The following is a 26,013-nucleotide window of genomic DNA, read 5'->3' as shown; positions in this document are numbered from 1 at the left end:
TGGCAGACCCGCTCGTCGATTACCTGGGTATAGGTACGGAAGCCGTTCCATTTCGGAACCGATTGGGGCCGAGCAGGATTCGAAACGGCATGCGGACACGCCGGAAATTCCGACACGCGCTGTTTCGTCCTGGGAGTTCCGTAGTTCGATGGCGGACAGCGGAATTCGGGTGGACCATTGGTCCATGGTCAACCCGATTCCCGCAGACGATCCCGGCTACGACGCAGACGACGAGGCGAGTGACGACGATCTCGACAGCGTCGCCTCCGAGACCGAGGACGATACCGAAGACACCGATACCGACACCGAAGAAGAAGCGGACGAGGAGTCCGACGACGAGGCCGGCGAGGTCTCGGAGAGCGATCCGGAGAGCTGACGCACCGGTCGGCGCGAGCGGACATATTCCCGTCACCACGGCGATAATGCCGTGCGGCGCGTGAATATGTCCGCTCGCGTGTGTCACGGGTCCATTCATCTGCGCGGTGGCCCCGTGAAGTTGTTTCTCGGCCGAAATCGCCGCGCCCGCAGCGCTTCCTGAAGTCGAAATCGGTTCGGCGCGCCTCGCGTGCATTGCCGGGCGGTTGCCCGTGTACGCCGCCGTCGCACGGGCAATACCGGGAAGGCACGCATCCTCGCTGCTGGCTCCTTGGATGCGACCGCCGCGGTCGCGTGTCGGAAGCCCATGTCGTTGCGCTCGTCGCACCAGCCGGATCCGGCAAGAAGCCTCTGTCAGGACAGGACGCCGCGCGCTGCGTCCGGGTCGGTGTCGCGATCGGCGGCGGACGGATGGTTTTCGGTGGACCGGGCGGGGGAGTCCCGGCGGATATCGGGGATCGTATTCGCCCGAGCATCGAGTCCGTAGTCGATAGTGGTGGCATATGCCAGAGATCGTGACCTTGCCCACAATCGATGTCTATTCAGGCGTTATGGCTATGTGATCTGGTTCGATGGTCGAGAATGTGGCGCAACGGCGGCGCCGCCTATTCGACAAGGGGTGGATATATGGCGGAGCTGTATCCAGAGCTATCGGTGGCCCAATCGGCAGTGCAATCGGCAGTGCAATCGGCGGGGATGGCGTCGATCGAAGTGCATCGTTCGGATCGAGTCTTTCTCGATTCGAAACTCGCAACCGTGCCCGAGGGTGGCGAACGGTCAGTTCTGGCGCGGACCGCAATTACCGGCAAAAGATTTTCAGGGGAATGGGAACCGGTGATTTCGAGGACGATCGAGGTCGTGCGGGGAGCATCGCCGTTCACCCGTGTGTTTTCGCGTAGATCCGCTCTCGCGACGATCCCGACCGCGACCCAGCGCGCCCGGATCGGCCCCGTGACCAGGGTGGTCGAGGCTGCGCTCGGAGGCGAAGGCCGTCCGGCATCTCGGCAGGTTTTCGCCGGGCGGCGGATGTGCGCGTTGGCGGAGTGGCGCGATCGGTCGGTGGTGGCGGACGGCAACGTGCGTCGTTCCGGAGATTGCCGCCGCGGCGTGGCCGTTCGCCACCGCTGATATCCGGTCCGCCGAAACCGGGCTGCTCGCCGAGTAATTTTCCTCGGCGTCGGTTTTGCGGAGCAGGTCAGGTTTCCGCCTGCTCCGATATTCCCGATCGATTCCGTACTACTTTCGAAAGAGTCATGTCATGAATACTGCCTTCTCGAGCTATGACGAACCCCTCGGCCCGCGATCGGATCGCTATTTCGGCGACGGATACCAGAAAGTGCGTCAAGAGCTGTCCCGGCTTCGAATCGGCAACTCGAGCGCGGCCGGTACACGGCACGAGGGCACGGCCCGCCTCACCTATCCCACCGAATGGTCGCGCAAACAGCACCGCGAATTGGTGCCGCATGTGAGCAGCGTCGACACGATCATGCTCGCCATCTCCCTCTGCGAGGCCGCCGTCACCGCGACGCGCGCCCTCACGCCCGAACAGTCCGCCCGCATGTGGGTTCGGCACGCCTCGGTGCGCGCCGGGTCCAGGCCGCACGAGGATCTCGAACGAATCCCGGTCACGGCCACCGTCACCGCCGCCACCGAGGACGAGGGCAACGACTCGGAAACCACCTTCGCGTTCAAGGTGGGCAATCTCGCGGGCAACCTCACGATCGCCCACCCGGCAGGTGCGGCGTCTGTATCGGCCGACGGCGTCACCGAATACGAAGATCTCGGCGCGATCTACGGTCCCGCGCCGCACTACTACTCCAACGGCGTCAAGGACCACACCCTCACCGCGACCGATCTGCGGGTCGACCTAGCCTGCGGCCGGATCACCGGCCGCCAGCACGTGCACACCGGAGGCGGAGGCGGCTACGTCGGCGCGGAATCGGCGTACTGGGATTCGGTCTCCCCGGTCGACGCCGTCGTCGGCGCGGCGCAACTGTCCCAGATCCTGCTCTACCAACTCGACGAACTCGACCGCACTCGCAGCAACACCTTGTGGATGCGCAAACTCGAATTCGTCGCCGACGGTCCGATCCGGCCCAGCGCCGGTGATTTCGACGGCACCGTCGAGATCCGCCGCGCCCCCCTCATCGACCGCGGCGGAAAGCGTTGGCGCAGCGCCGACATGCTGATCAAGGAATTCCGCGGCGTCACCGGTTCCTGCCTGCTCGCCCACGAGATCCCCGACTAGCGCCGACCGGTGCGGAACGGGCGGATCGGCCGCGCGCGGGAACGGCGGATCTCGAGGGGATCATCGCCGTGCTCGCGGTCTCCTCCTCGAGGCGGCGAGGGACCTCGGCCACCGGCTGCCGGAACACCGCGACGACAGCCTGCGGGCCCACCGGATGTCCGATGTGATGACATGGGAGCTATGCCGTCACCAGCACAGACCCCGGAACGGTTCACCGCGACGGCCGCCGCAGCTACGTTCGCCGAGCAGTGGGACGTGCGACTTCCCGTGGTCAACGCGCCGATGGGCGGGGTGGCCGGTGGTCGCCTGGCCGCCGCCGTGACCGCGGGCGGCGGCTTCGGGATGATCGGGATGGGCAGCGCCGGTTCGGCGATGGCACTGCGCCGCGAACTGCGGTTCACCGCGGCGACCGAAGGCCGGTTCGGCATCGGCATGGTCGACTGGGTCGCCGCCGCCGACCCGGAGATGTTCGAGGTCGCGCTCGCGGCCGCCCCAGCACTCCTCACCGTCGGCTTCGGCACGGACCTCACCTGGGCTCGACGCGCGGCGAGCGCCGGAATCCGCACCGCCGCACAGGTATACACTCGCGACGACGCACGCCGAGCCGAGGACTCCGGCATCGATATCGTGGTGGCGCGCGGCGCGGAAGGCGGCGGTCACGGATCGACGGCAATGGCGATGCTTCCACTGCTTGACGCCGTCCTGGACGCGGTGTCCGTCCCGGTGCTCGCCGCGGGCGGAATCGGCACGCCCGCGAGCATGGCGGCGGTCCTCGCCGCAGGTGCGAGCGGCGTCTGGCTCGGCACCCGCCTGGCCGCCTCCGCCGAATCCCTGCTCCCCGAAGCGGCCCGCCGGGCACTGATCGCCGCGACCGGCGCCGATACCGTCGCGACCACGATATTCGACACCGCACTGGAATTGCCATGGCCCGAACGGTTCCCGTCCCGCGTCCTGCGCAACGAGGTCACCCGCGACTGGTCCGACCGCGCGGCCTACCTGCGCACCGACCCGGAGTCCCGCACTCGTATAGCGGACCGCGTTCGCGCGGGCGACCCGACGGCGGTACCGGTCGACGCCGGACAAGGCGTCGGCGCCGTCACAGCGGTGGAGCCCGCAGCACAAATCATCGGCGACCTGTCCCGAGCAGCCGCGCAACTGTTGACCCGACCCCAGCCGTAGACACCGTGCGGCGGCGCGGTGGCCGGACGACACGAACTCGGCGTCGACCGCGGTGATGCGATACCGGTGTGAGCCCTGCGAGCGCCGCTGTTACCGCGCGTGTGTGCCTGTGTCCTCGGGCGGGCCTGCCTGCCGGTTGCCGGTGAGCCGCGCGGATTCGGTTGGTGGTTCCGGGGATTCGGGACCTCGATCGGGGGTGGTTGCGGTGCGGGCTATCAGGGCGGAGCGGAGGGCGAAGGCGTCGTCGGCGGAGGAGGGGTTGCGGCCGGTGAGGCGGGAGATGCGTTCCAGGCGGTGGTCGACGGTGTTGGGGTGGATGGCGAAGACTTCCGCGGTGAGTTGGCGGTTGAGGTTGTTGGACAGGTGGACGCGCAGGAGGTCGAGGAGTTCGGGGCGGTCGTCGAGGGGGTCGAGGATCGCGGCCAGACGGTCGCGCGCCGGGCCGGGGCGTGACAGTTGCACTTCCATCGTCATGCGGTCGACCCGGTACGCGCCGGGTGGGTAGTCGAGTCGGGTCAGTACGTCCAGGAGGCGGTGCGCGATCTCGGTGACCTCGGCGAGGTCGGCGGGCGCGGCCACCGCGCAGGTCACGGTGAGGGCCGCGCCGACGCGGTGTGCCAGTGTCGCGGTGAGGTTTTCGATATCGTGCGCGGCGTGCTCGGGGAGCAGGACGGTGCCGCCCGCGAGACTGAGCCGGGTGTGCGCCGAATCGCCGAATCTCGCGGTGATCTCCGCGTCGAGACGGCGTACCGTGCCCGTGCCCGTGCCCGTGCCCGTGCCCGTGCCCGTGCCCGTGCCCGTGCCCGTGCCCGTGCCCGTGCCCGTGCTTGTGCTTGTGCCTGTGCCTGTGCCAGCGCCAGCGCCAGCGCCAGCACGAGCACCGGTGCCCGTGCTTGTGGCGGTGCCAGCGGTGTTGGTGCCGATGTTCGTGCGGCGTTGCGTGGCGTCATTGCGCAAGTGGTCCGGGCGTTCTCTCGGTGGTTCGCTGCAAGAGGTATCGGACTTGCCTGTGGCGGTGCCAGCGGTGTTGGCCCCGACGTTCGTGCCCGTGGCGCTGTCAGCGGCGGTGCCCGTGCCCGTGCCGGCACGAGCACCGGTGCCCGTGCTTGTGGCGGTGCGAGCGGTGTTGGTGCCGACGTTCGTGCCCGTGGCGGTGTCAGCGCCTGTGGCGGTGTCAGCGCCTGTGGCGGTGTCAGCGGCGGTGCCCGTGGCGGTGTCGGCGGTGCCGGTGCACGCACTGGTGTCGGTGTCGTTGGTGGTGTGCGGAATGTGGACGGCGAGCACGGTGCGGCGGGACGGGCGGTGTGGTCCCTCGACCACGGGGAGGTAGGCGGTGGTGATCGTCGTCGTCGCGACGGTGAGCAGATCCAGGCTCGACGATATCGGCGAGCCGTCGCGCCGGTCGGCGGGTCGGCGCAGGGTCGCCGCGGTGGCCCGGTCGAGGACGCGCGTGAATCCGAGGTGCACCGAATGCAGGAGGGCGTCGAGCGGTATTCCGTCGCGTGCCCATTCGACGGCGGCCTGTCGGAGGTGTTCGACGGCCGTATCGCCCGCACCGTCGAATACGGGACCGACGAGTGCGACGCAACGCCGCAGCGCGGTGTGCACCTCACCGCGGCTGCGCTGACCGGACGCGCGCTCGCGGCTCGCGTGTGCGAGCACGTGCGCGGCCATGAAGCCGCCGGTGTCGGTGCGGGTCACAGGGATTCGCGGATCACGTGGTGGCGGGCCGCGGCGGGCACGGCGGCGATGCCGTGCAGGACACGACTGTTGTCGACGACCACCGCGTCGGCGGTCGACCAGGTGTGGGATCGGAAGGTGGACGAGGCGCGCAGGTGATCGTCGACGCGGGCGATCTGGTCGGCCGACGCGCGCGGCCCGAGTCCACGCAGCCGGGTCTCCCACGGCGCCGCGATGCCGGGTCGTGGTGTGGGCGGCAGGACGATATTGAGGGCGCGGCCTGCCGCGGCACGGACGAAGGTGGGGCGGACGAACCATTCCGGCGGCACATTCGGGAACGGACTGCAATCACGTAACCGGTATTCGAAGGCACGCGATGCCAGCACGCGCAGCAGATCGGTGGGGAATTCGGTGAGCGCAGTCACCGAATCCACCAGTTCCAGCGCGCCCGCGTCGAACGCGGGGTCGGTGGCCAGTGCGCTGAAGCCGAGGAGTTCGCCGGGCGCCTCAACGAGCACCGCGTCGCGGTGCAGCGGCAGCGCGGGGACCCGGGCGGGCACCGGCAGCGACGGCGGCGTGCCGTGGACGCACAGTCGCCGCCGCAGTTCCGCGTCGACCGGGAGGCCGGGGTCGGCGATGGCTTGGAGTAAGGCGCGCAAGGCCGTTCGGCCGAAATTCGCCTCGCGGATCAGGACGTAGCCGCGCCGCCGCACGGTCAGGCGCAGCGCGGCCAGGAACAGTTCGAGGCCGCCGGGTGTGAGTCGAGGGGAGAACCGTAATTCGGGCAGGCCGCCGCAGGCCGCCGTCCACGGCCCCGCGGCGTCGCGGCCGGGGTTCGCGCAGACCGATCGCGTGCGCTCGGCGCCGTGCGGATCGGGTGTGTTCGGAAGCGGTCGGGTCGATGGGCGAACGAGCGAGTTGGTCACCGCGATGCCCGCATCGGGTCGACCTCGGGTCGGTCGGTGTTTTCGCGCGGGTGCGAGCCGCCGCTGTCCTCGCGAATATTCGGGTGTCGTCGGTAGAGCATTTGTCTTCGTACTGCTTTCGATCAGGTGAGTATCCGATGATTCGGCTACTCGGGTTCCGCTGTGCCTGCCATGAGGCGACCGGTGTCGGCCGACAGGCAGGTCGACCTAGGTTTACGGCGGTGGCAAGGGGGATTGCCAGATGTTGTCCTTCGTCTGTCCCGTCGGGCGGCTTCGATGTGGTCGACGGCCTGTTGAGAGGACTATTCTCAGTCACGAAAAGACAATTCTCAAGAGTTTGCAATCAAATTCCGGCAGAACTCGAGAGCGTCCCGCGCTGCCGAAAATGAGCCATCAACGTTTCAGTTCGTCCGCGCGGAGTGGGTCGGGCACGGTAACCGCAGCGCAGCCGCCGACTGTCCGTCCGGGGGTCGGTGTCGCCGAGGGTTCGCCGCACGAGCAGGCCCCGGTCGCACGGAAGAGCGTCACGCGGTGTGTACTCGTGGACGCGAGGTCGCACGGAGGTCCGAAAGACGCGCGGCGCGGCCCGGCGTGCGCTGATCGGGCGAACTCAGCTCAGCCCGAACGGAATTCGCGCCGCTCGCCGCAGGCGGGGTTTCCGTGTGGCCGAGACGGGGGTCCGCGTGATGGCGGCGGGCAGGTGCGCGTGCGCGGCCTCGGGCCGGCGCGGCACGATCGGGCGCGCACCGCGGCGTTCGTACCAGCGCACCACGGTCACGTCGACGCGTCGCTCACTCACGCGTCGAGACCAGGGCCACCCCTGGTCGCGGGCGTGCGGTCGACCCCATGCCGAATCCGCATGCGATGCGATGTATGTAACACTCGGGATGATCGAATCCTCTACGAAAGTGGTCAGAGATGGAGATTCAGGGAGCCCGCGCCGTCGTCGTCGGCGGTGCGTCCGGAATGGGGCGCGCCAGCGCCGAACTGCTCGCCGCGCGGGGCGCGAAGGTCGTTGTCGTCGACCGCGCCGAGAGCGACGGGCAGAAAGTGGCCGCCGACCTGGGCGGCACCTTCTTCAGCGGTGACATCACCGACCACGCGGGCGTCGAGAAGACCCTCGAGGACATCGTCGCCGAGCTGGGCGGTCTCGACATCGCCGTCAACACCGCGGGCGGCGGCGCGGCCAAGCGCACGCTGACCAAGACCGGGCCGCACGACCTGGAATCGTTCACCCAGATCATCAACCTGAACCTGATCTCGACCTTCAACCTCAACCGGCTACAGGCCTGGCACATGAGCCAGGGCGAGCCCAATGCCGACGGCGAACGCGGCGTCATCATCAACACCGCGTCCATCGCGGCCTTCGAAGGCCAGATCGGTCAGGTCGCCTACACCGCGGCGAAGGCGGGCATCGCGGGCATGGCGCTCACCATGGCCCGTGACCTCGGCTCGGTCGGCGTGCGGGTGCTTGCCATCGCGCCGTCGCTGTTCGACACCGGAATCCTCGCGGGCGTCCCCGCCGAGTTCGTCACCCCGCTGGTCGCGGGCAACGCCTTCCCGAAGCGGATGGGCCGCCCCGACGAATACGCGAAACTGGTCGCCGCGATCGTCGACAACGCCATGCTCAACGGTCAGTGCCTGCGCCTGGACGCCGGAATGCGCTTCGCGCCCAAGTGATTCGGCGGGCGTCCGAAAAGCGGAATTCCGGGCCGATCCCGAAGGATCGACCCGGAATTCGCGGGGGAGAACTCAGGCCAGATCGAAGCGATCGCTGTCGACGACCTTGACCCAGGCGGCGACGAAGTCGTTCACGAACTTCGCCGGGCTGTCCTGCTGGGCGTAGATCTCGGCGATCGCGCGCAGCACCGAATGCGAACCGAACACGAGGTCGTTCGCGGTGGCGGTGTACTTGGCCTTACCGGTGGCCCGGTCGAAGCCCTCGTACACGTTCTCCGTCGACTCCGAGGACTTCCACTCGGTGTTCTGGTCGAGCAGGTTGACGAAGAAGTCGTTGCTCAGCACACCGGGACGGTCGGTGAACACGCCGTGCTCGGCGCCGCCGTAGTTGGCGCCGAGCACACGCAGACCGCCGATCAGCACGGTCAGCTCGGGCGCGGTCACATCGAGCAGGTACGCGCGCTCGAGCAGCAGACGCTCCAGCGGAGCCTTCTCGCCCGTCCGCACGTAGTTGCGGAAACCGTCGGCACGCGGCTCGAGCACCGCGAACGACTCCACGTCGGTGTCTTCCTGGCTCGCGTCGGTGCGTCCGGGGTGGAACGGCACGGTGACCTCGATGCCCGCGTCGGACGCAGCCTTCTCGACCGCCGCGGAACCGGCCAGCACGATCAGGTCGGCCAGCGAGATCTTCTTGCCGCCCGCGGCCGAGGCGTTGAACTCCTGCTGGATGCCTTCCAGGACGGGCAGCACCTTCGCCAGTTCGGCGGGCTCGTTGAGTTCCCAGTCCTTCTGCGGGGCCAGCCGCAGTCGGGCGCCGTTCGCACCACCGCGCTTGTCGGTGCTGCGGAAGCTGCTCGCCGCCGACCACGCCGTCTTGACCAGCTGCGCGACCGAGAGGTCCGAGTCGAGGACCTTGGCCTTGAGCGCCGCCACGTCCTGGTCGTCGACCAGCGCGTGGTCGACGGCCGGGACCGGGTCCTGCCACAGCTGCGCCTCGGGCACCCAGGGGCCGAGGTAGCGGCTGACCGGGCCGAGGTCGCGGTGCAGCAACTTGTACCACGCCTTGGCGAAGGCGTCGGCCAGCTCCTCGGGGTGGTCGAGCCAGCGACGGGTGATCTTCGCGTAGGTCGGGTCCTCGCGCAGCGCCAGGTCGGTGGTGAGCATCGTGGGGTTGCGCGCCGGACCGTCGAACGGGTCGGGGATGGTGCCCGCGCCCGCGCCGTCCTTGGCGGTCCACTGCCACGCGCCCGCCGGGCTCTTGGTCAGCTCCCACTCGTAGCCGTAGAGGTTCTCCAGGAAGCCGTTGCCCCACTGGGTCGGAGTCGAGGTCCATACGACCTCGAGGCCGCTGGTGATGGCGTCCTTGCCCTTGCCCGAGCCGAACGCGCTCTTCCAGCCGCAGCCCTGCTGCTCGATCGGCGCGCCTTCCGGCTCGACGCCGACCAGGCTCGCGTCGCCCGCGCCGTGGGTCTTGCCGAAGCTGTGACCGCCGATGATGAGGGCGGCGGTCTCCTCGTCGTTCATCGCCATGCGGGCGAAGGTCTCGCGGATGTCGCGCGCGGCGGCCACCGGGTCGGGCTGACCGTTGGGGCCTTCCGGGTTGACGTAGATCAGACCCATCTGGACGGCGCCGAGCGGACCCGACAGTTCCCGGTCACCGCTGTAGCGCTCGTCGCCGAGCCAGGTGTCCTCGGGACCCCAAAAGATCTCTTCGGGCTCCCACACGTCGGCGCGGCCGAAGCCGAAGCCGAAGGTCTGGAATCCCATCGAGTCGAGAGCCACATTGCCCGCGAAGACCAGCAGGTCGGCCCAGGAGATGGAGTTGCCGTACTTCTGCTTGACCGGCCACAGCAGGCGGCGCGCCTTGTCCAGGTTGCCGTTGTCGGGCCAGCTGTTGAGCGGGGCGAAGCGCTGCGCGCCCTGACCGCCGCCGCCGCGGCCGTCGGCGATGCGGTAGGTGCCCGCCGCGTGCCAGGACAGCCGGATGAACAGACCGCCGTAGTTGCCGTAGTCGGCGGGCCACCAGTCCTGCGAGTCGGTGAGCACCGCGGCGACGTCGGCCTTGAGCGCGTCGACGTCGAGCTTCGCGAATTCCTTGGCGTAGTCGAAGTCCTCGCCCAGCGGGTTCGACTTGGCGGAGTGGGCGTGCAGAACCGACACGTCGATCTGCTCGGGCCACCAGTCCTTGTTGGTGCGCGGGCGGTGTTCGGTCTTCGGAGTGGGCGACGCGATCGCCGGGTTCTCGCTTTCGGACACAACATTCCTTCCGTGAGGGGTGTGGGCTGTGATCACGGATGTGATCGGGAAATCCGTGTTTCCGAACAGTCGGGACACAGACCCCAGTAGATGACCTCGGCCTCGTCGATCGAGAAGCCGCGGTCATCGGAGGCATCGAGGCATGGGGCGTCGCCGACCGTGCAGTCGACGTCGGCGATCTGCCCGCACTGCCGACAGACGACGTGGTGATGGTTGTCGTCGACCCGCGTCTCGTACCGCGCGACCGACCCGGAGGGCTGGATCCGACGGACCAGGCCGACGGCGGTGAGGGCGTTCAACGAGTCGTACACCGTTTGGTGGGACACCTCGGGCAGCGCGGAACGCACGGCGCGGATGATGGAGTCCGTGTCGGCGTGCGGGTGGTCGTGCACCGCGTTGAGTACCGCGACCCGAGGACGGGTCACGCGCAACGAAGCTTCCCGCAACATCTGCTGGAACTCCGAGACCATGGGCACGAACGGAAGTCTTGTCCCTTTTCTGGAATGAGTCAAGAGAACTCTCGATTAAAGTCTTGCCGATCGCATCCATCCCCCCGCGCACCGGTCGACCGCCGCCGACGCTACCCGCTCGCCGCCACCGTGGCACCGCTTCGATGATCTTCCCGACACCGGCTCTGGAGCAGGTCCGCCATCGGCGGGTAGGCCGCTGTGGGGTTCAGGAACCGCCCGACCGAGGCGGGCGCCTCATCGACTCCGGCCTGCGACCAGATCGGTGAGCCACGCTCGTGCTACCCGGCAAGCTGCGGTGCAAACGACAGATCAGCGCTCACGTGTCGCCACCATGGACAACATGGCGGCCTCCAGGCGGTCCAACGCGGCATTGCCGCCCTCGGCGCGGCACAGTACGAGGGCGCCTTCGATGCCTGCGATCAGCACCGTCGCCAGGTTCGATGCTTGCGGCTCGGGCACTCCGTCGCGGCGCAGGCAGTCTCGAAACGCACCCTGCCACCGCTGGTAGATGCCGAGGGCTGTCTCGCGCAGATGGTCGTCATCGGGGCAGGCGCCAACGGTGATGGCCGCCACCGGGCTGCCGGGGGGATGCTCACCGCCGGTCGACATCATCTTGATACCCGCGACGATCGCCCGTACCGCTGTCGCCGGGTCCTGGTTGGCGCACCACGAGTCGATGAACCCGCCCACGGTGGCGTCGGTGGCGGCCAGCACCTCCTCGGCCACCTCGGTCTTGCCGCGCGGGAAGTGGTGGTAGATCACGCCGCGGTGCGCCCCCGCCTGGTTGGCGATCTCCCGGATACCGGTCGCGCCGTAGCCGCGGCTGCGGAACAGCAGAGCCGCCTGCTGAATCATCCGGTTGCGGGTTTGTCGCGGCACCGGTGCACCTCCTGACGTTCTTGACTAAGTCGATCGACTTAGAACATACTCGCTCTACTTTCTAAGTCGATCGACCTAGAAGCGGCGTCCGGGTCGATGGCCGCACCCGGATCTCGCCCACCCTCGCGCGAGGAGAGTTCAGCGATGAGTAGAACCGTCACTGTCACAAAGCATTCCGGCGTCACCGTGGTGACCATCGACCGGTCGGACCGAAAGAACGCCGTCGACCTGCCCACCGCGACCGCCCTGATCGAAGCGTTCGAACGCTTCGATCGCGACGACTCCAGCCGCGTCGCGATCCTGACCGGTGCGGGCGCGGCATTCTGCGCGGGCGCGGACCTCATGGCGATCGCCGAGGGCGAACGCAAACCACTGGAAGAGGAGGGGACATTCGCCCCGATGGGTCCGGTCCGACTGTCGCTGTCGAAGCCGGTGATCGCCGCGATCGAAGGCCCCGCCGTCGCCGGGGGTCTGGAACTGGCCGCGTGGTGTGACCTCCGCGTCGCGGGCAGATCGGCATATTTCGGCATGTTCAATCGACGGTTCGGTGTGCCCTCCTGCGATCTGGCCTCCGTGCGGCTGCCTCGACTGATCGGCTACGGGCGGGCCATGGACCTGATGCTCACCGGCCGCACCGTCACCGCGCCCGAGGCGTTGGCCATCGGACTGCTCACCCGGGTCGTCGACGACGGCGCGGCACTCGCGACGGCATCGGAAATCGCCGCGGAGCTGGCCTCGGTTCCGCAAACAGCGATGCGCAACGACCGGCGGGCACTCGTCGACGCCGTCGACCTCGATGAGAAGGCGGCGATTGCCAATGAAATCCGTTTGGCCCGAGCGACATTGGAATCAGGAGAGCTGGAGTACGGAGCCATGGAGTTCGCCCGAGGCGCTGGTCGCAACGGTCGGCGGGTATCCGGGTCTCTACGCTGACACCCCGATGTCGGATGCACCGGGCCGCGACCAGGACGGGAATATTCGCGGGCTGCTCCGGCAGCATGATCGATCCGCATAACGAATTGGTTCCGTGAAATGCGCGTGGTGGCGCGCCGCCGGTCATGACGATATTCGGGATAACGATTTCGCTCAGCGTACGCCCGCGGCCCGATTCTTCGTTCGTTGTACTGACCGCTTGGGCGCACGGTGGAAGACTGGACGTGCGGCCCATCGAAGTGAGCGGTTGAGACCAAGCCGTTTGCTCGGGCAACCGGGGCTGCGGGAGGTCAGTCATGAACCAGCCTGCGACGATCGGGGCGGCGTCGGTGCGAGGGAAAGCGGACACGCGCCGCCGAGGGCGGGATTCCTACGAAGGCATAGAAACGGAATTGCGCGAATTCGCGCTGATGCCGCCCGGCACCGCCGAGTGGCGTGCCGCGCGGGAGCGGATGGTGCGTCGCTGCCTTCCGCTGGCGGACCATATCGCACGTCGTTTCACCGGACGCGGCGAGAATTACGACGACCTGCACCAGGTCGCGAGCCTGGGTTTGGTGCTCGCCATCGACCGGTTCGATCCGCAGCGGGGCGATTCGTTCCTCGCCTACGCGGTCCCCACCATCATGGGCGAGGTCCGCCGCCATTTCCGCGACCACACCTGGTCGGTGCGAGTACCAAGGCGCGTCAAGGAAATTCAACTGACCATCGGGCCCGCCGTCGAGGATCTGGCGCAGCGGCTCGGGCGGATGCCGACGGCCATCGAGATCGCCCTCGAACTGAACCTCGACCTGTCCGAGGTCACGCAGGCGCTGTTGGCGGGCAACGCCTATCGCACCGATTCGATGGACGCCCGCGCCGACGACGACGACGCGTCGGGCGCCGCACCGGTCTCCGAGATCTACGGCGAGGACGACCCGGAATACGAGCTGACCGTGCAGACCATGGTCGCCTCACCATTGCTCGACGATCTTGCCGACTCCGACAAGCGCGTGCTCTACCTGCGTTTCTTCCGTGACGAATCGCAGTCGCAGATCGCGGCGAAACTGGGTGTGTCACAGATGCACATCTCGCGCACGCTGACCCGCATCCTGCGCGATCTGCGCGCCGCAGCCAACCGGTAGCGGAAACGGAAAGCGAACCCGGCCAAGGTCATTCACCGTGCCGGGTTCGGTATATGCTGCGCCGTCGAATGATTCGGCGGCCGCTCAGTAGTCGATGGACACGGCCTCGACGGTGTTGCCGGTCTCCGCGTGACCCAGCTCGACCGCGATATCGGCCTGCGCGATGATGCCGACGAGCTTGCCCGCCTCGAGCACCGGCAGCCGTCGGATCTGGTGCTGGGACATGACCGAGACGACCTTGCGCACATCGTCGTCGGCGTCGACGGTGACCGGCGTGCCCTCGGCGAGTTCGCCCACCGGCAGCACGAGCGGATCCTTGCGCTCGGCCACCACCCTGACCACGATGTCCCGGTCGGTGAGCATGCCTTCGAGGCTGTCGTCGGCGCCGCAGATCGGCAGCGCGCCGATGTTCAGATCCGTCATCAGCTCGGCCGCGGCGATGACGGGGTCGGTCGAGCGCACGCATTGCACGTCCGCTGTCATGATGTCGCGTGCGGTGGTCATGAAACCCTCCCTGGTCCGAACGGAGCCACATAGGCTCTCTTCCCGGCGATACCCGCAGAGGGTCGGTCGAACCAGCCGTAGCCGGTCAATCGCCGTCTTGGAATTCCCGGTGGGTGCGCTGCCACCACGGATACGCCATCCAGACGAGCCCGAACAGCACGGCCGCGCCGACGCCCGCGGCGATGGCGGCCGGGGCGCCCGCCACGACGTCGAAGATGAGTACCGCGACACCTGCGACCGCGAGCCCGAGCAAGCCCAGACCGAGCAGCGCGCACCGGTGCGCGGAAACCACCACCTGCGCCATGCGCCCGCGCCGGAACAGCACGCGGTGCGCGACTACCGGGGCGGTGAGGAAGACGGTCGCGGCGATCGACGCCGTGACCACACCCAGGTACAGGTAGCGCATGGGTGCGGACAGGTCGGCGAAGCGGTTCTGGAACGGCAGGGTCAGCAGGAAGCCGGTCAGCAACTGGACACCGGTCTGCACCACGCGCAACTCCTGGAGCAGACTCGCGAGATTGCGGTCGAGTTGCTGAATTCGGTTCTCGCCGCGCACATCGCGATTGTCCGCATCGTCCGCCGCGCCTTCGCGGTGGGCTTGCGGTTCGCCTGGGTCGAGCGCGCCGCGCTCGTTCGCGTCGCGGCCCACGGTGTGGCGCCGGATCGAATCGGTCATCAGGGTCTCGTGGTGCGGGTGTCTCGGAAAGCATGTGTCTTTCGCGATACCCGCACAACCGCCGGTCAAACGGTGTCGGGAGCACGCGTGTGCTTGCGGTGACTGGTATCGCAGAGCGGATAGGTCTTGGACCGGTGACACAGGCACAGCGCCACCGCGAACCGATCGCAGCGAATGGTGCGCCCATCGGCGGTGTGGATCTCGATCGGCCCCTCGACCAGGACCGGGCCGTCCTCGGTGTAGGTGACGCGGCGCGGCACACGCTCGGTCGTCACGACTCACCACGACCCGTCGCGCAGCGAACTGCGGTCGGCATGCCACGCGCCGAGGACATGGTCGGCGAAACGGTCCTCGAGGAATTCGGTGACCTGGATGCCGAACACCACGGCGGCGCGCTGATCGGGTTCACGGTCGAGGAGATCGCCGATCACCTCACGTCGCATGACCTGCTCGTGCACGGCGTCGGCTTCGACGTGCTCGCGGTAGAAGCGCGTGCACGCCGGGTCTGCGTCGAGCCGGGTCAGCGCCGCCACCATGCGGGCCGCACCGGGCGGCGAGGTGATCTCGACGGTCGCGAAATGCCCCACCGAGGCGCCGCGCAGGCGCCGATGCAGACCGAACAGCGACATCATGTTCACCAGGGCCAGCATCGGCTCGGGAACCACGTCGAGGTAGTGCAGGTATTCGGAGTCGAGCCCGGCGCCGTCCAGCAGGTCGGCGTAGAGGCGCGCGTGCACGCGGTCGCCGCGCCCGCCGCCGAATTCGTCGAATTCGACCGCGACCAGCGATGCCTTGGCCTGACCGCGTAGTCGCGGGATCACCCACGCGTACGGGTCGGCTTCCTTGTGGTGGTAGATCGAGCGGTGCACGAAGTATTCGCGCATATGCGACCAGTCGCCCTCGTCGCGCAGGTACGCACTCGGTCCCGACGATTCCGCGGGGGTGCGCAGCAGCGTGCCGAGCGCCGCGTCGAGGTCGTCGCCGCCCGGCACCGAATCGCGGAGCGCGTCCAGGTAGAGCCGCTCCCATTCGGCGCGCACGGCGAGCAGCCCGGCATCCCACTCCCACTCGCCGTCGACCTCGGGAAAGCCCTGGTAGTGCAGCTCGTAGCAGGTGTGCAGGGCCAGATGCAGATCCTCGCCGAACGGGTCGGTGACGGCAGGCATCGTGACGGCGGTGCCGGGCTCGCCGCGCAGCGCGTCGCACAGGGCGGCCGAGGCGGGGCCGCGCGGGGTGGGCAGGGTCGAAACCGGTGCCGACAAGACGGTCATCGGGCAGTCCTCCTGACGAAGCCGAACCGGCGGTGTCGATGGCACACCGCCGCCGCTCGGCTACCCGCGCCGAGCGGCTCGAACCAGAACGCGGCGCGGTACAACGTGGATGTTCATCGGTTCTCCCTTCGAACGCCGGGTAGTGGAAGTTTGCCCGTTGTGTGCTGAATCAAACGCGGTGTGGATGCGCCCGCACTTCGAAGCGGTGCGTCCGCCGTTCGTCGCGGCGAGCCGCTCGTGACGGCATCGTGTCCGGGCGTGTGCGTCCGTCGTGGCGCGGGTCGATCGGCTCGTCCTCGTCGCGAATCAGGTGTAGCGGACCTAACGTTGACTCGGGCTCACGCGGTGCGGTTCAGTCGAGAGGACGACTCGAGCGCGACGGAGCCCGCATGAACATCATCAACACTGTCCGGACCGCCGTCGAGATCGACGGCACCGAGTACACCCTCGATCCGTCCATTGGGAGATTCCCGGTCGTCTACACCTACGAGAACCTCGAACGCGGCGTCTACACCTACATCGAGTACTACAGCGACGAGGGCTTCGCCGAGATCAACGCCGAGGACGGCGCGGAGATCGCGCGACGGCACGAGAAGTTGGCCGGGCAGTTCACCCCGGAGCAGTTGGCGCAGTACCTCGGCGGCGACCGGCTGCTGGAGTGCGAACTCGTCTATCTCTGACCTTCACGCGTCGGTCCGGGGAAGTCGATTGCGCCAGTCGCGGGGCGAGAGGTCGTGCGCACGGCGGAACACACGGGCGAAATAGGCCGGATCGGGCAGTCCGACGCGGTGTGCCACCTCGCTTATCGGCATATCGCTGTCCGCCAACAGTTCTCGCGCCGCGGCCATCCGGCGTTCGATGATCCAGTCCTGGACCGTGCGCCCGGTGCGGCGGCGCACCACGGTGGTCAGATGGCCGGGCGTCACACCGACCGCCGCGGCCACGTCCCGCAGCGACAGCACATCGGCGTACCGCTCGTCGATCACCTCGAACACCCTGGCCAGCAACGGTTCACCGATGTCGCGGAGCCCGCCGACGATATCGGAGGTCAGGCGCGCGAGTTCGATCAGCAGCAGGGTCAGCCGCGCCAGCACGGCCTCGCGGTACCCGGCGCGTCGGTGCTCGAGTTCGGTCTCGATGGCGGTCATCTCGTGTTCCCACAGGTCGTGCTCGGCGGGTAACTCGACCCGCAGCAGGCCGCCGCGCCGCGCGTGCAGGAACGGCGAGAGCAGCGGGTGTCGCCGCCAGGTCGGCCACGCCCCGCGCGCCCGGCCGCCGAGCGCGTCGGGATCGAAGAAGATCGTCGTACTGCTGTCCGGTAGCGCGATGCCGTCGGTGTCGATCACCTGGCCAGGCGCCACCACGTAGACGACGGCCTCGGTCCGCACGTAGATGAGCAGCGGGAAGTCGTGAATGTGCTGATATTCCAGGTCGGATGGGGTGAGCGGCCCCAAGCGGAGCACCGACACCGGCGGTGTGGCCGGGTCGGTGCGGTACTCGTAGACCGGCACGCCGCGATGCTGTCGCACCATCCTCGTTGCCTGCCATCGCCCGTCCGACATGTACCGAAGATAGTCCAAGTTCTCCCGAATATCAGCCCACTTTCCGGCGGGCGGAACGCCCACCATGGGGTCATGACCGAAAAGACGACAGACTCCGTGACCCACTCGCTCGGCAACCGCCACGACTACCTGCCCGCCGCCGGGCGTGACGCGCTGCTGCCCGCCTACGATCTGATCACCCGCCTGCTCGGCACGCCCGGCGTGCACGCCGCCCTGCTCGACCAGGCCGATATCGCCGCCGACCACCGCGTACTCGAAATCGGCTGCGGTACCGGTGAACTGGCCATCGCCGCAGCGCGCGCCCGGCCGTCCGCCGAGGTCGTCGGCTCCGATCCCGATCCGAAGGCGCTGGCCCGTGCCCAGCGAAAGGTGCACGGCGCGAGCGGGATACGATTCGAACGCGGCTACGGACAGGACCTGCCCTACGCCGACGCGACCTTCGACCGGGTGCTGTCCTCGATGATGTTCCACCACCTGGACGCCGAGGTGAAGGCCGCTGTGGCGCAAGAGGTCCGGCGCGTGCTCCGTCCCGGCGGCAGCCTGCACCTCGCCGATATCGGCGGCCGGATGACTCCCGACGACGGAATCGGCGCGCGGATCCAACTGCGCGGCCGCCACCTCGAGGGAAACCTCGGCGACCGTATTCCGAACATTCTGCGCGCGGCCGGATTCGACTGCGCGGAAACCGCTTTCCGTCCGCACCGCATCCTCGGACGGATCACCTTCTACCGTGCCGTCCGTGTCGACTGAGCGGAGCGTCGTCACCGGTCCCGGAACTGTGCGTTCGACGCGGCACGGGTAACAGATCCCGGTGGGCGGCCATTCGTATGTACGGCGAATCCGGCTGAACGGCGTGCGCGCTCAGGGGCGGTCGGTAGGGGAGGGGCGCAGGTCGAGTCCGCTGTTGGCGAGCAAGGTGGCCAGCTTTCGCCAGCGACGGTGCCGGTGCCGGAACATGAGCCGCGCGAACAGGGCGACCGGGATCCCGCGCGGTCCGTCCCCGAGTTCGATCTCGTCGGTGTAGCGGCAGCGGGACTCGCCGATGGGTTCGAAGGTCAGCAGGTGGTTCCAGGTGCGCACCGGTCCGCCCCACTCGTTGGTGTAGATGCTGTGCGGTTCGAGGCGCACGAGTCGCAGGTGGTGGCGCCAAGTGGGCAGCGCGCCGAACCACCACAGTCGCGCCGAGGCCTCGACGCCCGGTACGACCGGCTGTGGGAATCGCAGGTGGGGCGCCGTGAGGATCGGGGCGACCAGGTGAAGGAACAGTTCCGGCGTGCGGGCCAGCGCGCACGCGACCTCCGCGCCGATCGGCAGCTCGGTGGTAAGGGTAACCTTGGTCACCCGTTCGATCATCGATGAGTGCGTCCGTCGGCGCAACAGGTTGGTCGCCACAGGTTCGTCGGCCGAAGTGAGCGAAGTACGCCCCGCCCGGCATGCGGTGCCGCCGGGCGGGGCGCTTCCCCGGGAACTGTGTGGCGCCGCCACGTCACACAGCGTGCTCATGGTAGGCGCGGCGTCCGCGTGTCGCCGGGACGCCACGCCGAGTCCGGCCGAATACATCTCGCCCCGCGAGTGTCACCGGAGCGCGGGCCCTCGGTGTGTCGGCCGTCCGATCGGCGCTGGGCGGCAATGCTTCTCGATTTCCATCGAGTCGAACAGTCGCCGAATTCGATCGCTGGAGGAAGTGAGAGCACGGTCGAACTCGAATGCCACAAGGGCCGAAATAGATAGCTAACTTATTGCTGCAACAGCGAATAGCTATCGAACAGTGTGTCCGAATTCTAAACAAAGAGTGGCGCAAATCATATATTTCGCCTAGTTTGACACTCGTCAATTGTCGTAAAGTCGGTTCGACCATCAGTTTTCGTTCAGAGCGTGTCCACTGCTGACAGTGGGGGTTTGGTGCTGTGCTAGAGATTTACCACTTCAGTCACGGGTGGTTCACGCCCCTGCTGTCCTATGTGATGTCGTTCATCGGCTGCCTACTCGGATTGCAATGCGCCGAACGCGCGAGACAAGGCAACGGACGTCTCGGTTGGCTGGCATTGTCGGCCCTCGCGATCGGCGGCAGCGGAATCTGGGTCATGCATTTCATCGCGATGCTCGGATTCTCGATCCAAGGCGCGCAGATCCGCTACAACGTGCCGCTGACATTGCTCAGCGCCGTCACCGCGGTCGGCGTGGTCTGGATCGGCCTGCTGCTCGTCGTCCGGCCCGAACCCCGCCTGCCCGCGCTGCTCGCAGGCGGCGCCGTGACCGGACTCGGCGTCGCGAGCATGCACTACACGGGCATGTACGCGATGAAATCCGACGCGAATATCAGCTACGACGCGGGCCTGGTGACACTGTCCATCGCGATCGCCGTGGTCGCGGCAACCGCGGCGCTGTGGTTCACGCTGCACGTCGCGGGGGCGTTCGCCACCATCGGCGCCGCGCTGCTCATGGGCGTCGCCGTCTCCGGAATGCACTACACCGGGATGGCATCCATGCACGCCGAACACAGCGGCCATCACGGCACCCCGCCCGGCGCGGACGCGCTGCAACTGCTCGGACCGCTGATCGCGGGCATCAGCATCATCACCATGCTGCTGCTCATCAGCGTCGGGCTGACCTCGAGCGACCGCGCGAACACGCGGGAACGCGCACGGGCCGCCGGCACCGACAGATCGGGCGTTTCGCTGCGCGCGAGCAGTCGCGCGGCGCAGTTGGAACTCAACCCGTGGTGGGAGGACAAGCGCGAGGAGTCGCGCCCGACCGCCGACCCGAACGCCAATCAGTACTGGCCGACCCGTTCCGAGCGGACCCCCGCCGAACGGGACGCTGCCGCCACCGAGTCCACACCGCCGACGCCGCGTCCGCGCAGACTGGCGCAGCAACGGTTGCGACTGCGTAACGCCGAAGCGCAGACCCGCAGAATCAGCTGAACCGCCGGGTCGGCGCTCCGTCTCCGCGTGGCCCGCCGGTCCGAACCGGCCTGGAGTCACCCCATGTCTTCGGCGCCACGGCACGATCCCGACATGTCGGATCGCCACTGAGCGTGTGGCGCCGACCGGCGGCCGGGCGCTACGCGCGCTCCTGCGGTTCGTCGCCCGGGCGCGCGCCCGGCGAACACCGGGCCCCGGACAGCGGCGCCGCCGCGCAAGCAGTGGATGGTGTCGTGATATCGCCGCCTCGGTTCCGAATCATCGCAGGCCAGGCGCCCGGCGCGCCGTTCAGGCCGCCGGGCGCGACCCGGCTCTAGGATGCGCGGTGCGGGTCGAGCCCGCCTCCGCGCACACCGCCGTGCCGGACCGTCGATATCGAGGAGTCGATATGTTCGCCGTGTTGTGCCGAGCCTCGGTCGTGGTCCTCGCGGTAGCGGCCTGCGTCGCGGTTCCCACCGTGTCGGCCCAGGACGATCACCGCCCCAATGTGGTCGTGATCCTCGCCGACGACCTCGATGCCGCCACCACTCCGGTGTGGGCGGCGATGCCGCACACCGCGCGGCTCATCCGCGATCGCGGCATGGAGTTCACCGACGGGTTCGCGCCGCTGCCGATCTGCTGCGCGGCTCGCTCGGCGATCCTGACCGGCGAATACGGTCACAACACCGGGGTGCTCACCAACTCGGGCGAGGTGGGCGGGTTCGAATCCTTCGTCCGCAACGGCAACGAAGCCGACACGATCGCGGTGGCGTTGCACGACGCGGGCTACCGGACCGGGATGGCGGGCAAATACCTCAACGGTCTCGAACACGATCCCGGCCACATCCCGCCCGGCTGGGACGAATGGCACGCGGGCGTCGACAACTTCCTCTACTCCGGCTACAACTACACGCTCAACGAGAACGGCACGCTGGTCAAATACGGTGTGGCGCCGCAGGATTACGAGACCGACGTGGTGGCGCGCAAATCCGAGCGCTTCATCGCCGACGCCGCGGCATCGGGACGGCCGTTCTTCTGGTACGCGGCCTCCACCGCACCGCATTTCCCGATCCCGCCCGCGCCGCGGCACGTACCCGAGACCCGGCCCACCGCCGCACCGCGCTCGCCGAACTACCAGGAACCCGACGTCTCCGACAAACCGAGCTGGCTCATCGACACCGCGGGCGTCCGCTCGGCCACCATCGACGTGACCAACGACCCCGACTACACGCTGCGACTCGGCGCGCTGAGATCGCTGGACGAGATGGTCGCGAGCATCGTCGAAACCCTCTCCCGCACCGGCGAACTCGACAACACCTACCTGATCTTCACCTCCGACAACGGCTACAACCTCGGCGCGCACCGCCTTACCCAGAAGATGGCGCCCTACGAGGAATCCATGCGCGTGCCGCTCGCCGTCGCGGGGCCGGGCATCGCCCGCGGCCGCACCGACGCGATGGCGCTGTCGATCGACTTCATGCCGACCATCCTGGACTGGGCGGGCCTACCGATCCCGGCGCGCGTCGACGGCATGTCGCTGGCGCCGGTGCTGCGCGGCGACACCGCCTCGTGGCGAACCGATTTCGTCGCGGAATACGGCGGCGCGGGCATGAGCGGCCGCGACGGCATCGCGCAGGAACAGGTACCCGGCACCGACACTCCGATCATGTACGCACTCGACGTACCGTCATGGAGCGGCGTCCGCACCCGCGACCACCTGTACGTCCGCTGGTACGAACGCGAACGCCCCTCGGCCGAGCGCGAATACGAACTCTACGACCTGCGCACCGACCCCTACCAGCTGACCAACCTGATCAAGACCCCCGAAGGCCGCGCCGCGCACGCCGACGTGGTGGACGAACTCGACCGCCGCCTGAACGAACTCGTCGCCTGCAAGGGCGCGGGCTGCCGCTGATCCCGACTAGCGCGTGCCGACGGTCGGTGCTCGACTCGGCAGCGGTTCGACGTTCACGTGGACCGCGTTGAGCGCCGAGGTCTGGGAGAGCGGGTCGAGGTCGGTGGCGTCGACCAGCAGGTTGCGGTTGGCGCCGTAGGACAGCGGGGGTTGCTGTCCGTGCGGGTCGAATATCCGTGAGCCCCAGCCGTGATCGATGATGACGACGCCGCGGCGCGGGCGGTCGTCGAGTCGGGCGCGCAGTTCGATCGAGGCGGTGGGGGAGTAGACGCGTACGGTGTCGCCCGTGGCGATGCCGAGTGCGGCGGCGTCGTCGGGGTGGATGGCTATGTCGTTGGACTTGCCGGAATTGTGCAGTCCGGGTAGCTCGTTGAGCCAGGAGTTCATGGAGTGCCGTCTGCGCTGATTGCCGAGCAGGAACGGGAATTCGGGCGACGGCGCACTCGGGCGTCGCGCGAGTAGTTCGCGGGTGCGGGCGAGGAATTGCGGTGGGGCGAGGGCGATTCGCTTGTCCGGGGTGCGCAGCGCGGCGCGGAAGTGTCCGTATTCGCGCGGGCCGAGGATCAGGCCGTGCGGATTCTCGGTGACCTTTCGCCAGGTTACGCGCTTGCCGTCGTATTTGCGCGAGGTGGCGATCATCAGGCGGTGAATCCAGTGCGGGCCGAAGGCGATTCCCGGTTTGCGCAGCAGTCGGGCCGCCGCGCGGGTGGCGCGCATGAAGGTGTTGACGCCGCGCGCTCCGAACAGCGGAGCCCGCATCGCGAGGGCGAGATCGAGGAAGATCCGCCACTCCTCGCGGGCCTGCTCGGGCGGGCGAACCACCTGCGCGCCGAACTGCACGTAGGGCTGGTCGTGCAGGCCGCTGGTCAGGGCGAGCAGGTCGTCGCGTTCGAGCCAGTGCACGGCGGGCAGCAGCCAGTGCGCGTGCCGGTGACTTTCGCGCTGCACGAAATCGACGACCACCAGCAGGTCGAGTTCGGCCAGCGCCGCGTCGAGCGCCGCGCCGTCGGGACCGGACACCACCGGGTTGCCGCTGTTGATCAGCATCGCGCGGATCTGGCCTCGACCGGGAGTGGTGATCTCAGCGGGCAGTTCGGCCAGCGCGTGCGCGCCCGCGACCATGCCGCGACCGGCGACCCTGCTGAGATGCGGTGCGCCGCCCGCGAGGTCGGCCAAGCGCAGCGTGTCGATGTATCCGGGTTCGAACCGGCGGCCGCCCGGCTGGTCGATCCGACCGGTGATCACGTTGAGCACGTGGCCGAGCCATTCGGCGATCGTGCCCGCGGCGTGCAGGGACAGCCCGGTGCGGGTCACCACCATGGCGCGCGGCGCGGCGGCGAATCCGCGCGCCACCTCGCGGATCCGGTCGAGCGGGATGTCGCAGCGGGCGGCGAGATCGGCGAGGTCGGCTTCGGCGACGAGTTCGCGCAGCTGCGGGAATCCGGTGACCAGGTCGGCGTGCGCGGAGCGGTCGTCGAGTCCCTCGTCGAGAATGATCGCGACCATCGCGAGCAGCAGCGCCCAGTCCTGTCCCGGCCGCACCGCGAGGTGGATGTCGGCGTCGTCGGCGCTGACCGTGCGCACCGGGTCGACCACGACGACGGTGGCGCCGTCGCGGCGCCGCCGCTGCGCCCGACCCCAGCCGCCCGGCGCCGATTCCAGCCAATTCCAGGCGCTCACCGCGGGATTGGCGCCGACGAGCAGGAAGTAGTCGCACCGGTCGATATCGGAGGTCAGCACCATCAGCGTCGACCCGTACATCGCCTCGGCGACCACGTGCACCGAGTTCTGGTCCACCGAACCGACCGCGTACCGGTTGTTGGTGCCGATGCCGTCGAGCCAGCCGTTCATGAAAACCAGGTTCGAGGAGGAGAATCCGGCCGGATTGCCGTAGTAGACGCCGACGGCGTCGGGGCCGCCGCGGGCGATGGCGGCGTTCATCCGCGCCGCGATATCGGCGATGGCCTCGTCCCAGCTCGCTTCCACGTAGCGGTCGCCGACCCGCCGCATGGGCGCGGTGATGCGGCGCGGGTGTTCGACGAGGCGGTTGGCGGTGCGGCCCTTGCCGCAGAAATCCCGCCAACTGTGCGGATTGCGTTTGTCGGGAACGATTTTGGTGACCCGGTTGCCCTGCACGGTCACCTTCAGCCCGCACGCGGCCGGGCAGTATCGGCAGAAGGTGTATGCCACCCGTGCCGGTTCGGCGAACGACTCGGTCATCGCGGACTGCCTCCCTACTCTTCCGGCTCGCTTCGCGGCGGCCGCCGCGGAAAGGACTCCGCGGGCAACTCGGCCGAGGGGAAACTCAGCCGGCGGGAACGAGATCCGCGCCCATCGGCGGGAACAGCGACTGGCCGGTGCGGAACACCTCGATCGGGGCGCTCGGCGACGGCGCCGCGGAGATGGCCGTGAGCGCCTGAACCTTGAAAGCCTGTGCGGCCACGCTCAAGTGGTGCGCGACGGGTTCGACCCGGTGCTGCGGCGGGGAGATCCAGCTGTCACCCCAGACCACCACCTCCACACCGCCGTCGTGCAGCGCCTTGAGCAGGCCGCGGTTGGCCCTGGCGTCCTTGTCGCACACCGCGGCCGAAATGGCGACGGTGTCGGGGCGGCGGCCCTGACCCCGCGCGGCCATCACCGATTCCAGATCCACCACCTGCGCACCGAGAATCCGTAACGCCCGACAGTCGGTCCCGACGCCGGGTACCAGGACCGTCACCTCCCAGCCTGCGACCGCGCGGTCGAAGATCCACCCGCCCGCGGACTCCACGACATCGGCGACCTCGTGCGCGACCACGTCGAGGCGGTACCTCACCGCGCCGTCCCTCGGTTCAGGTCCCGCTCCAACGCTTTCGCGTACTCCGCGAACACCTCCGCCAATGGAATCGAGTGATCGAGTAGCCATGAGATCTCCATTCCGTTGATGAACGCCACGATTTCCACCGCGCGCACTTCGGCGTCGAAGTCCGCGCGGTAGCGGCCGTCCTGCTGTCCTTGGCGCAACATGTCCGCCACGATTCCCACCGCGATCCGCCACCGGTCGAGCAACCGGTCGTGCAGCGGCGCGTCGGGCTGCAAATTCTCCACGAGCATCACGACGAACGTGCCGACCAGTTCCGGCGCGCGCCCGATCCGATCCGCCACCTTGCCGATCTCCGCGATCAGGTCGCCGGTCAGATCGGCGTTCACCGCGTCGTCGGCGTCGCGGGCATCGAGCACCGCGTGCAACAGCGCTTCCTTCGACGCGAAATGGTGCAGCAAACCCGCCGGAGACACTCCGGCTTCGCGCGCGATCGCCGCCAGACTGGTCGACCGCCAGCCGTTCGAGGTGAGCAGTCGCTGCGCGACGGTGATGATCAGTTGCCGACGGTCCTCACCCTTGGCCAACAATGACGCATACGGACGCGGAACCGTCACCACACCACCTCGATCGCC

26 protein-coding genes are annotated in these 26,013 nt (G+C 68.4%); 11 read left to right on the top strand and 15 right to left on the bottom strand.

Features of this window, described 5'->3' with window-relative positions:
* Positions 1-184 precede the first annotated feature (184 nt).
* The 4 genes from IT779_RS16620 (at position 185) to IT779_RS16605 (ending at position 3,802) form a co-directional block, all read left to right on the top strand.
* A complete protein-coding gene (locus tag IT779_RS16620) occupies positions 185-376 on the top strand; it encodes a hypothetical protein (protein ID WP_196150222.1) in 192 nt (63 codons plus the stop codon).
* A gap of 626 nt (positions 377-1,002) precedes the next feature.
* A complete protein-coding gene (locus tag IT779_RS16615) occupies positions 1,003-1,503 on the top strand; it encodes a hypothetical protein (protein WP_196150221.1) in 501 nt (166 codons plus the stop codon).
* A gap of 130 nt (positions 1,504-1,633) precedes the next feature.
* A complete protein-coding gene (locus tag IT779_RS16610) occupies positions 1,634-2,623 on the top strand; it encodes an AvrD family protein (RefSeq protein WP_196150220.1) in 990 nt (329 codons plus the stop codon).
* 180 nt (positions 2,624-2,803) lie between these two features.
* A complete protein-coding gene (locus tag IT779_RS16605; protein ID WP_196150219.1) occupies positions 2,804-3,802 on the top strand; it encodes an NAD(P)H-dependent flavin oxidoreductase in 999 nt (332 codons plus the stop codon).
* Positions 3,803-3,892: 90 nt separating this feature from the next.
* Here IT779_RS16605 and IT779_RS38810 read toward each other — a convergent pair whose 3' ends face one another.
* From IT779_RS38810 to IT779_RS16590, 3 genes are all read right to left on the bottom strand, one after another.
* On the bottom strand, positions 3,893-5,503 hold the full coding sequence (locus IT779_RS38810; protein WP_196150218.1) for a PucR family transcriptional regulator: 1,611 nt from the start codon (positions 5,501-5,503) through the stop codon (positions 3,893-3,895).
* A complete protein-coding gene (locus tag IT779_RS16595) occupies positions 5,500-6,408 on the bottom strand; it encodes a TauD/TfdA family dioxygenase (protein WP_196150217.1) in 909 nt (302 codons plus the stop codon). Before IT779_RS16595 ends, IT779_RS38810 begins: the two co-directional genes overlap by 4 nt.
* Positions 6,409-7,018: 610 nt before the next feature.
* Positions 7,019-7,207: a hypothetical protein gene (locus IT779_RS16590; RefSeq protein ID WP_196150216.1), complete on the bottom strand. Its 189-nt coding sequence runs from the start codon at positions 7,205-7,207 to the stop codon at positions 7,019-7,021.
* Between the two features lie 119 nt (positions 7,208-7,326).
* Between IT779_RS16590 and IT779_RS16585 the strand changes: the two genes are divergently transcribed.
* Entirely contained in the window at positions 7,327-8,088 is a 762-nt protein-coding gene (locus tag IT779_RS16585; RefSeq protein ID WP_196150215.1) for an SDR family NAD(P)-dependent oxidoreductase, read from the top strand.
* A gap of 72 nt (positions 8,089-8,160) precedes the next feature.
* On the opposite strand, the gene katG is transcribed toward IT779_RS16585, so the two are convergent.
* The 3 genes from katG to IT779_RS16570 form a co-directional block, all read right to left on the bottom strand.
* Positions 8,161-10,389 (bottom strand): catalase/peroxidase HPI, encoded by a 2,229-nt coding sequence (gene katG, locus IT779_RS16580; protein ID WP_196150409.1) that lies wholly within the window; start codon positions 10,387-10,389, stop codon positions 8,161-8,163.
* On the bottom strand, positions 10,377-10,814 hold the full coding sequence (locus IT779_RS16575; RefSeq protein WP_198428619.1) for a Fur family transcriptional regulator: 438 nt from the start codon (positions 10,812-10,814) through the stop codon (positions 10,377-10,379). The genes katG and IT779_RS16575 overlap by 13 nt, the downstream gene beginning before the upstream one ends.
* Before the next feature lie 309 nt (positions 10,815-11,123).
* Positions 11,124-11,693 (bottom strand): TetR/AcrR family transcriptional regulator, encoded by a 570-nt coding sequence (locus IT779_RS16570; protein WP_196150213.1) that lies wholly within the window; start codon positions 11,691-11,693, stop codon positions 11,124-11,126.
* 144 nt (positions 11,694-11,837) lie between these two features.
* Between IT779_RS16570 and IT779_RS16565 the strand changes: the two genes are divergently transcribed.
* The gene (locus IT779_RS16565) at positions 11,838-12,626 is read left to right on the top strand and encodes a crotonase/enoyl-CoA hydratase family protein (protein WP_196150212.1); all 789 of its coding nucleotides are present in this window, start codon (positions 11,838-11,840) and stop codon (positions 12,624-12,626) included.
* 296 nt (positions 12,627-12,922) lie between these two features.
* Positions 12,923-13,747 (top strand): SigB/SigF/SigG family RNA polymerase sigma factor, encoded by an 825-nt coding sequence (locus IT779_RS16560; RefSeq protein ID WP_196150211.1) that lies wholly within the window; start codon positions 12,923-12,925, stop codon positions 13,745-13,747.
* A gap of 84 nt (positions 13,748-13,831) precedes the next feature.
* Here the strand turns inward: IT779_RS16560 and IT779_RS16555 are convergent, their stop codons facing one another.
* The 4 genes from IT779_RS16555 to IT779_RS16540 all read right to left on the bottom strand — a co-directional run bounded on the left by IT779_RS16555 (position 13,832) and on the right by IT779_RS16540 (position 16,198).
* Positions 13,832-14,251 carry a CBS domain-containing protein gene (locus tag IT779_RS16555; RefSeq protein ID WP_196150210.1) on the bottom strand — a complete coding sequence of 140 codons (420 nt, stop codon included), beginning with the start codon at positions 14,249-14,251 and terminating at the stop codon, positions 13,832-13,834.
* Positions 14,252-14,336: 85 nt separating this feature from the next.
* Positions 14,337-14,927: a DUF6328 family protein gene (locus IT779_RS16550; protein WP_232541811.1), complete on the bottom strand. Its 591-nt coding sequence runs from the start codon at positions 14,925-14,927 to the stop codon at positions 14,337-14,339.
* 65 nt (positions 14,928-14,992) lie between these two features.
* Positions 14,993-15,202 carry a CDGSH iron-sulfur domain-containing protein gene (locus IT779_RS16545; RefSeq protein WP_196150209.1) on the bottom strand — a complete coding sequence of 70 codons (210 nt, stop codon included), beginning with the start codon at positions 15,200-15,202 and terminating at the stop codon, positions 14,993-14,995.
* Positions 15,203-15,205: 3 nt separating this feature from the next.
* Positions 15,206-16,198, bottom strand: a complete 993-nt coding sequence (locus IT779_RS16540) for an iron-containing redox enzyme family protein (RefSeq protein WP_196150208.1) — start codon at positions 16,196-16,198, stop codon at positions 15,206-15,208.
* Between the two features lie 389 nt (positions 16,199-16,587).
* Between IT779_RS16540 and IT779_RS16535 the strand changes: the two genes are divergently transcribed.
* Positions 16,588-16,878, top strand: a complete 291-nt coding sequence (locus IT779_RS16535) for a hypothetical protein (protein WP_196150207.1) — start codon at positions 16,588-16,590, stop codon at positions 16,876-16,878.
* A 3-nt stretch (positions 16,879-16,881) separates the two neighbouring features.
* On the opposite strand, the gene IT779_RS16530 is transcribed toward IT779_RS16535, so the two are convergent.
* Positions 16,882-17,760, bottom strand: a complete 879-nt coding sequence (locus IT779_RS16530) for a helix-turn-helix transcriptional regulator (protein ID WP_196150206.1) — start codon at positions 17,758-17,760, stop codon at positions 16,882-16,884.
* A 72-nt stretch (positions 17,761-17,832) separates the two neighbouring features.
* Here IT779_RS16530 and IT779_RS16525 point away from each other — a divergent pair, with 72 nt between their 5' ends.
* Complete coding sequence (locus IT779_RS16525; RefSeq protein ID WP_196150205.1) at positions 17,833-18,510, top strand: methyltransferase domain-containing protein; 678 nt, start codon at positions 17,833-17,835, stop codon at positions 18,508-18,510.
* A gap of 111 nt (positions 18,511-18,621) precedes the next feature.
* Here the strand turns inward: IT779_RS16525 and IT779_RS16520 are convergent, their stop codons facing one another.
* Positions 18,622-19,110 carry a hypothetical protein gene (locus tag IT779_RS16520; RefSeq protein WP_408637767.1) on the bottom strand — a complete coding sequence of 163 codons (489 nt, stop codon included), beginning with the start codon at positions 19,108-19,110 and terminating at the stop codon, positions 18,622-18,624.
* A 557-nt stretch (positions 19,111-19,667) separates the two neighbouring features.
* Between IT779_RS16520 and IT779_RS16515 the strand changes: the two genes are divergently transcribed.
* Together IT779_RS16515 and IT779_RS16510 are read left to right on the top strand one after the other, a co-directional pair.
* Entirely contained in the window at positions 19,668-20,684 is a 1,017-nt protein-coding gene (locus IT779_RS16515) for an MHYT domain-containing protein (RefSeq protein WP_196150203.1), read from the top strand.
* 388 nt (positions 20,685-21,072) lie between these two features.
* Positions 21,073-22,578 carry a sulfatase-like hydrolase/transferase gene (locus IT779_RS16510; protein WP_196150202.1) on the top strand — a complete coding sequence of 502 codons (1,506 nt, stop codon included), beginning with the start codon at positions 21,073-21,075 and terminating at the stop codon, positions 22,576-22,578.
* A 6-nt stretch (positions 22,579-22,584) separates the two neighbouring features.
* On the opposite strand, the gene IT779_RS16505 is transcribed toward IT779_RS16510, so the two are convergent.
* From IT779_RS16505 to IT779_RS16495, 3 genes are all read right to left on the bottom strand, one after another.
* The gene (locus IT779_RS16505) at positions 22,585-24,798 is read right to left on the bottom strand and encodes a molybdopterin-containing oxidoreductase family protein (RefSeq protein ID WP_196150201.1); all 2,214 of its coding nucleotides are present in this window, start codon (positions 24,796-24,798) and stop codon (positions 22,585-22,587) included.
* A gap of 85 nt (positions 24,799-24,883) precedes the next feature.
* Entirely contained in the window at positions 24,884-25,393 is a 510-nt protein-coding gene (locus tag IT779_RS16500) for a hypothetical protein (protein WP_196150200.1), read from the bottom strand.
* Positions 25,390-25,995 carry a TetR/AcrR family transcriptional regulator gene (locus IT779_RS16495; RefSeq protein ID WP_196150199.1) on the bottom strand — a complete coding sequence of 202 codons (606 nt, stop codon included), beginning with the start codon at positions 25,993-25,995 and terminating at the stop codon, positions 25,390-25,392. The genes IT779_RS16500 and IT779_RS16495 overlap by 4 nt, the downstream gene beginning before the upstream one ends.
* Positions 25,996-26,013 lie beyond the last annotated feature (18 nt).

The sequence above is a fragment of the Nocardia bovistercoris genome, assembly GCF_015674855.1.
GTDB classification, from domain to species: Bacteria; Actinomycetota; Actinomycetes; order Mycobacteriales; family Mycobacteriaceae; genus Nocardia; species Nocardia bovistercoris.
This window is presented reverse-complemented; position numbering and strand designations above follow the sequence as displayed.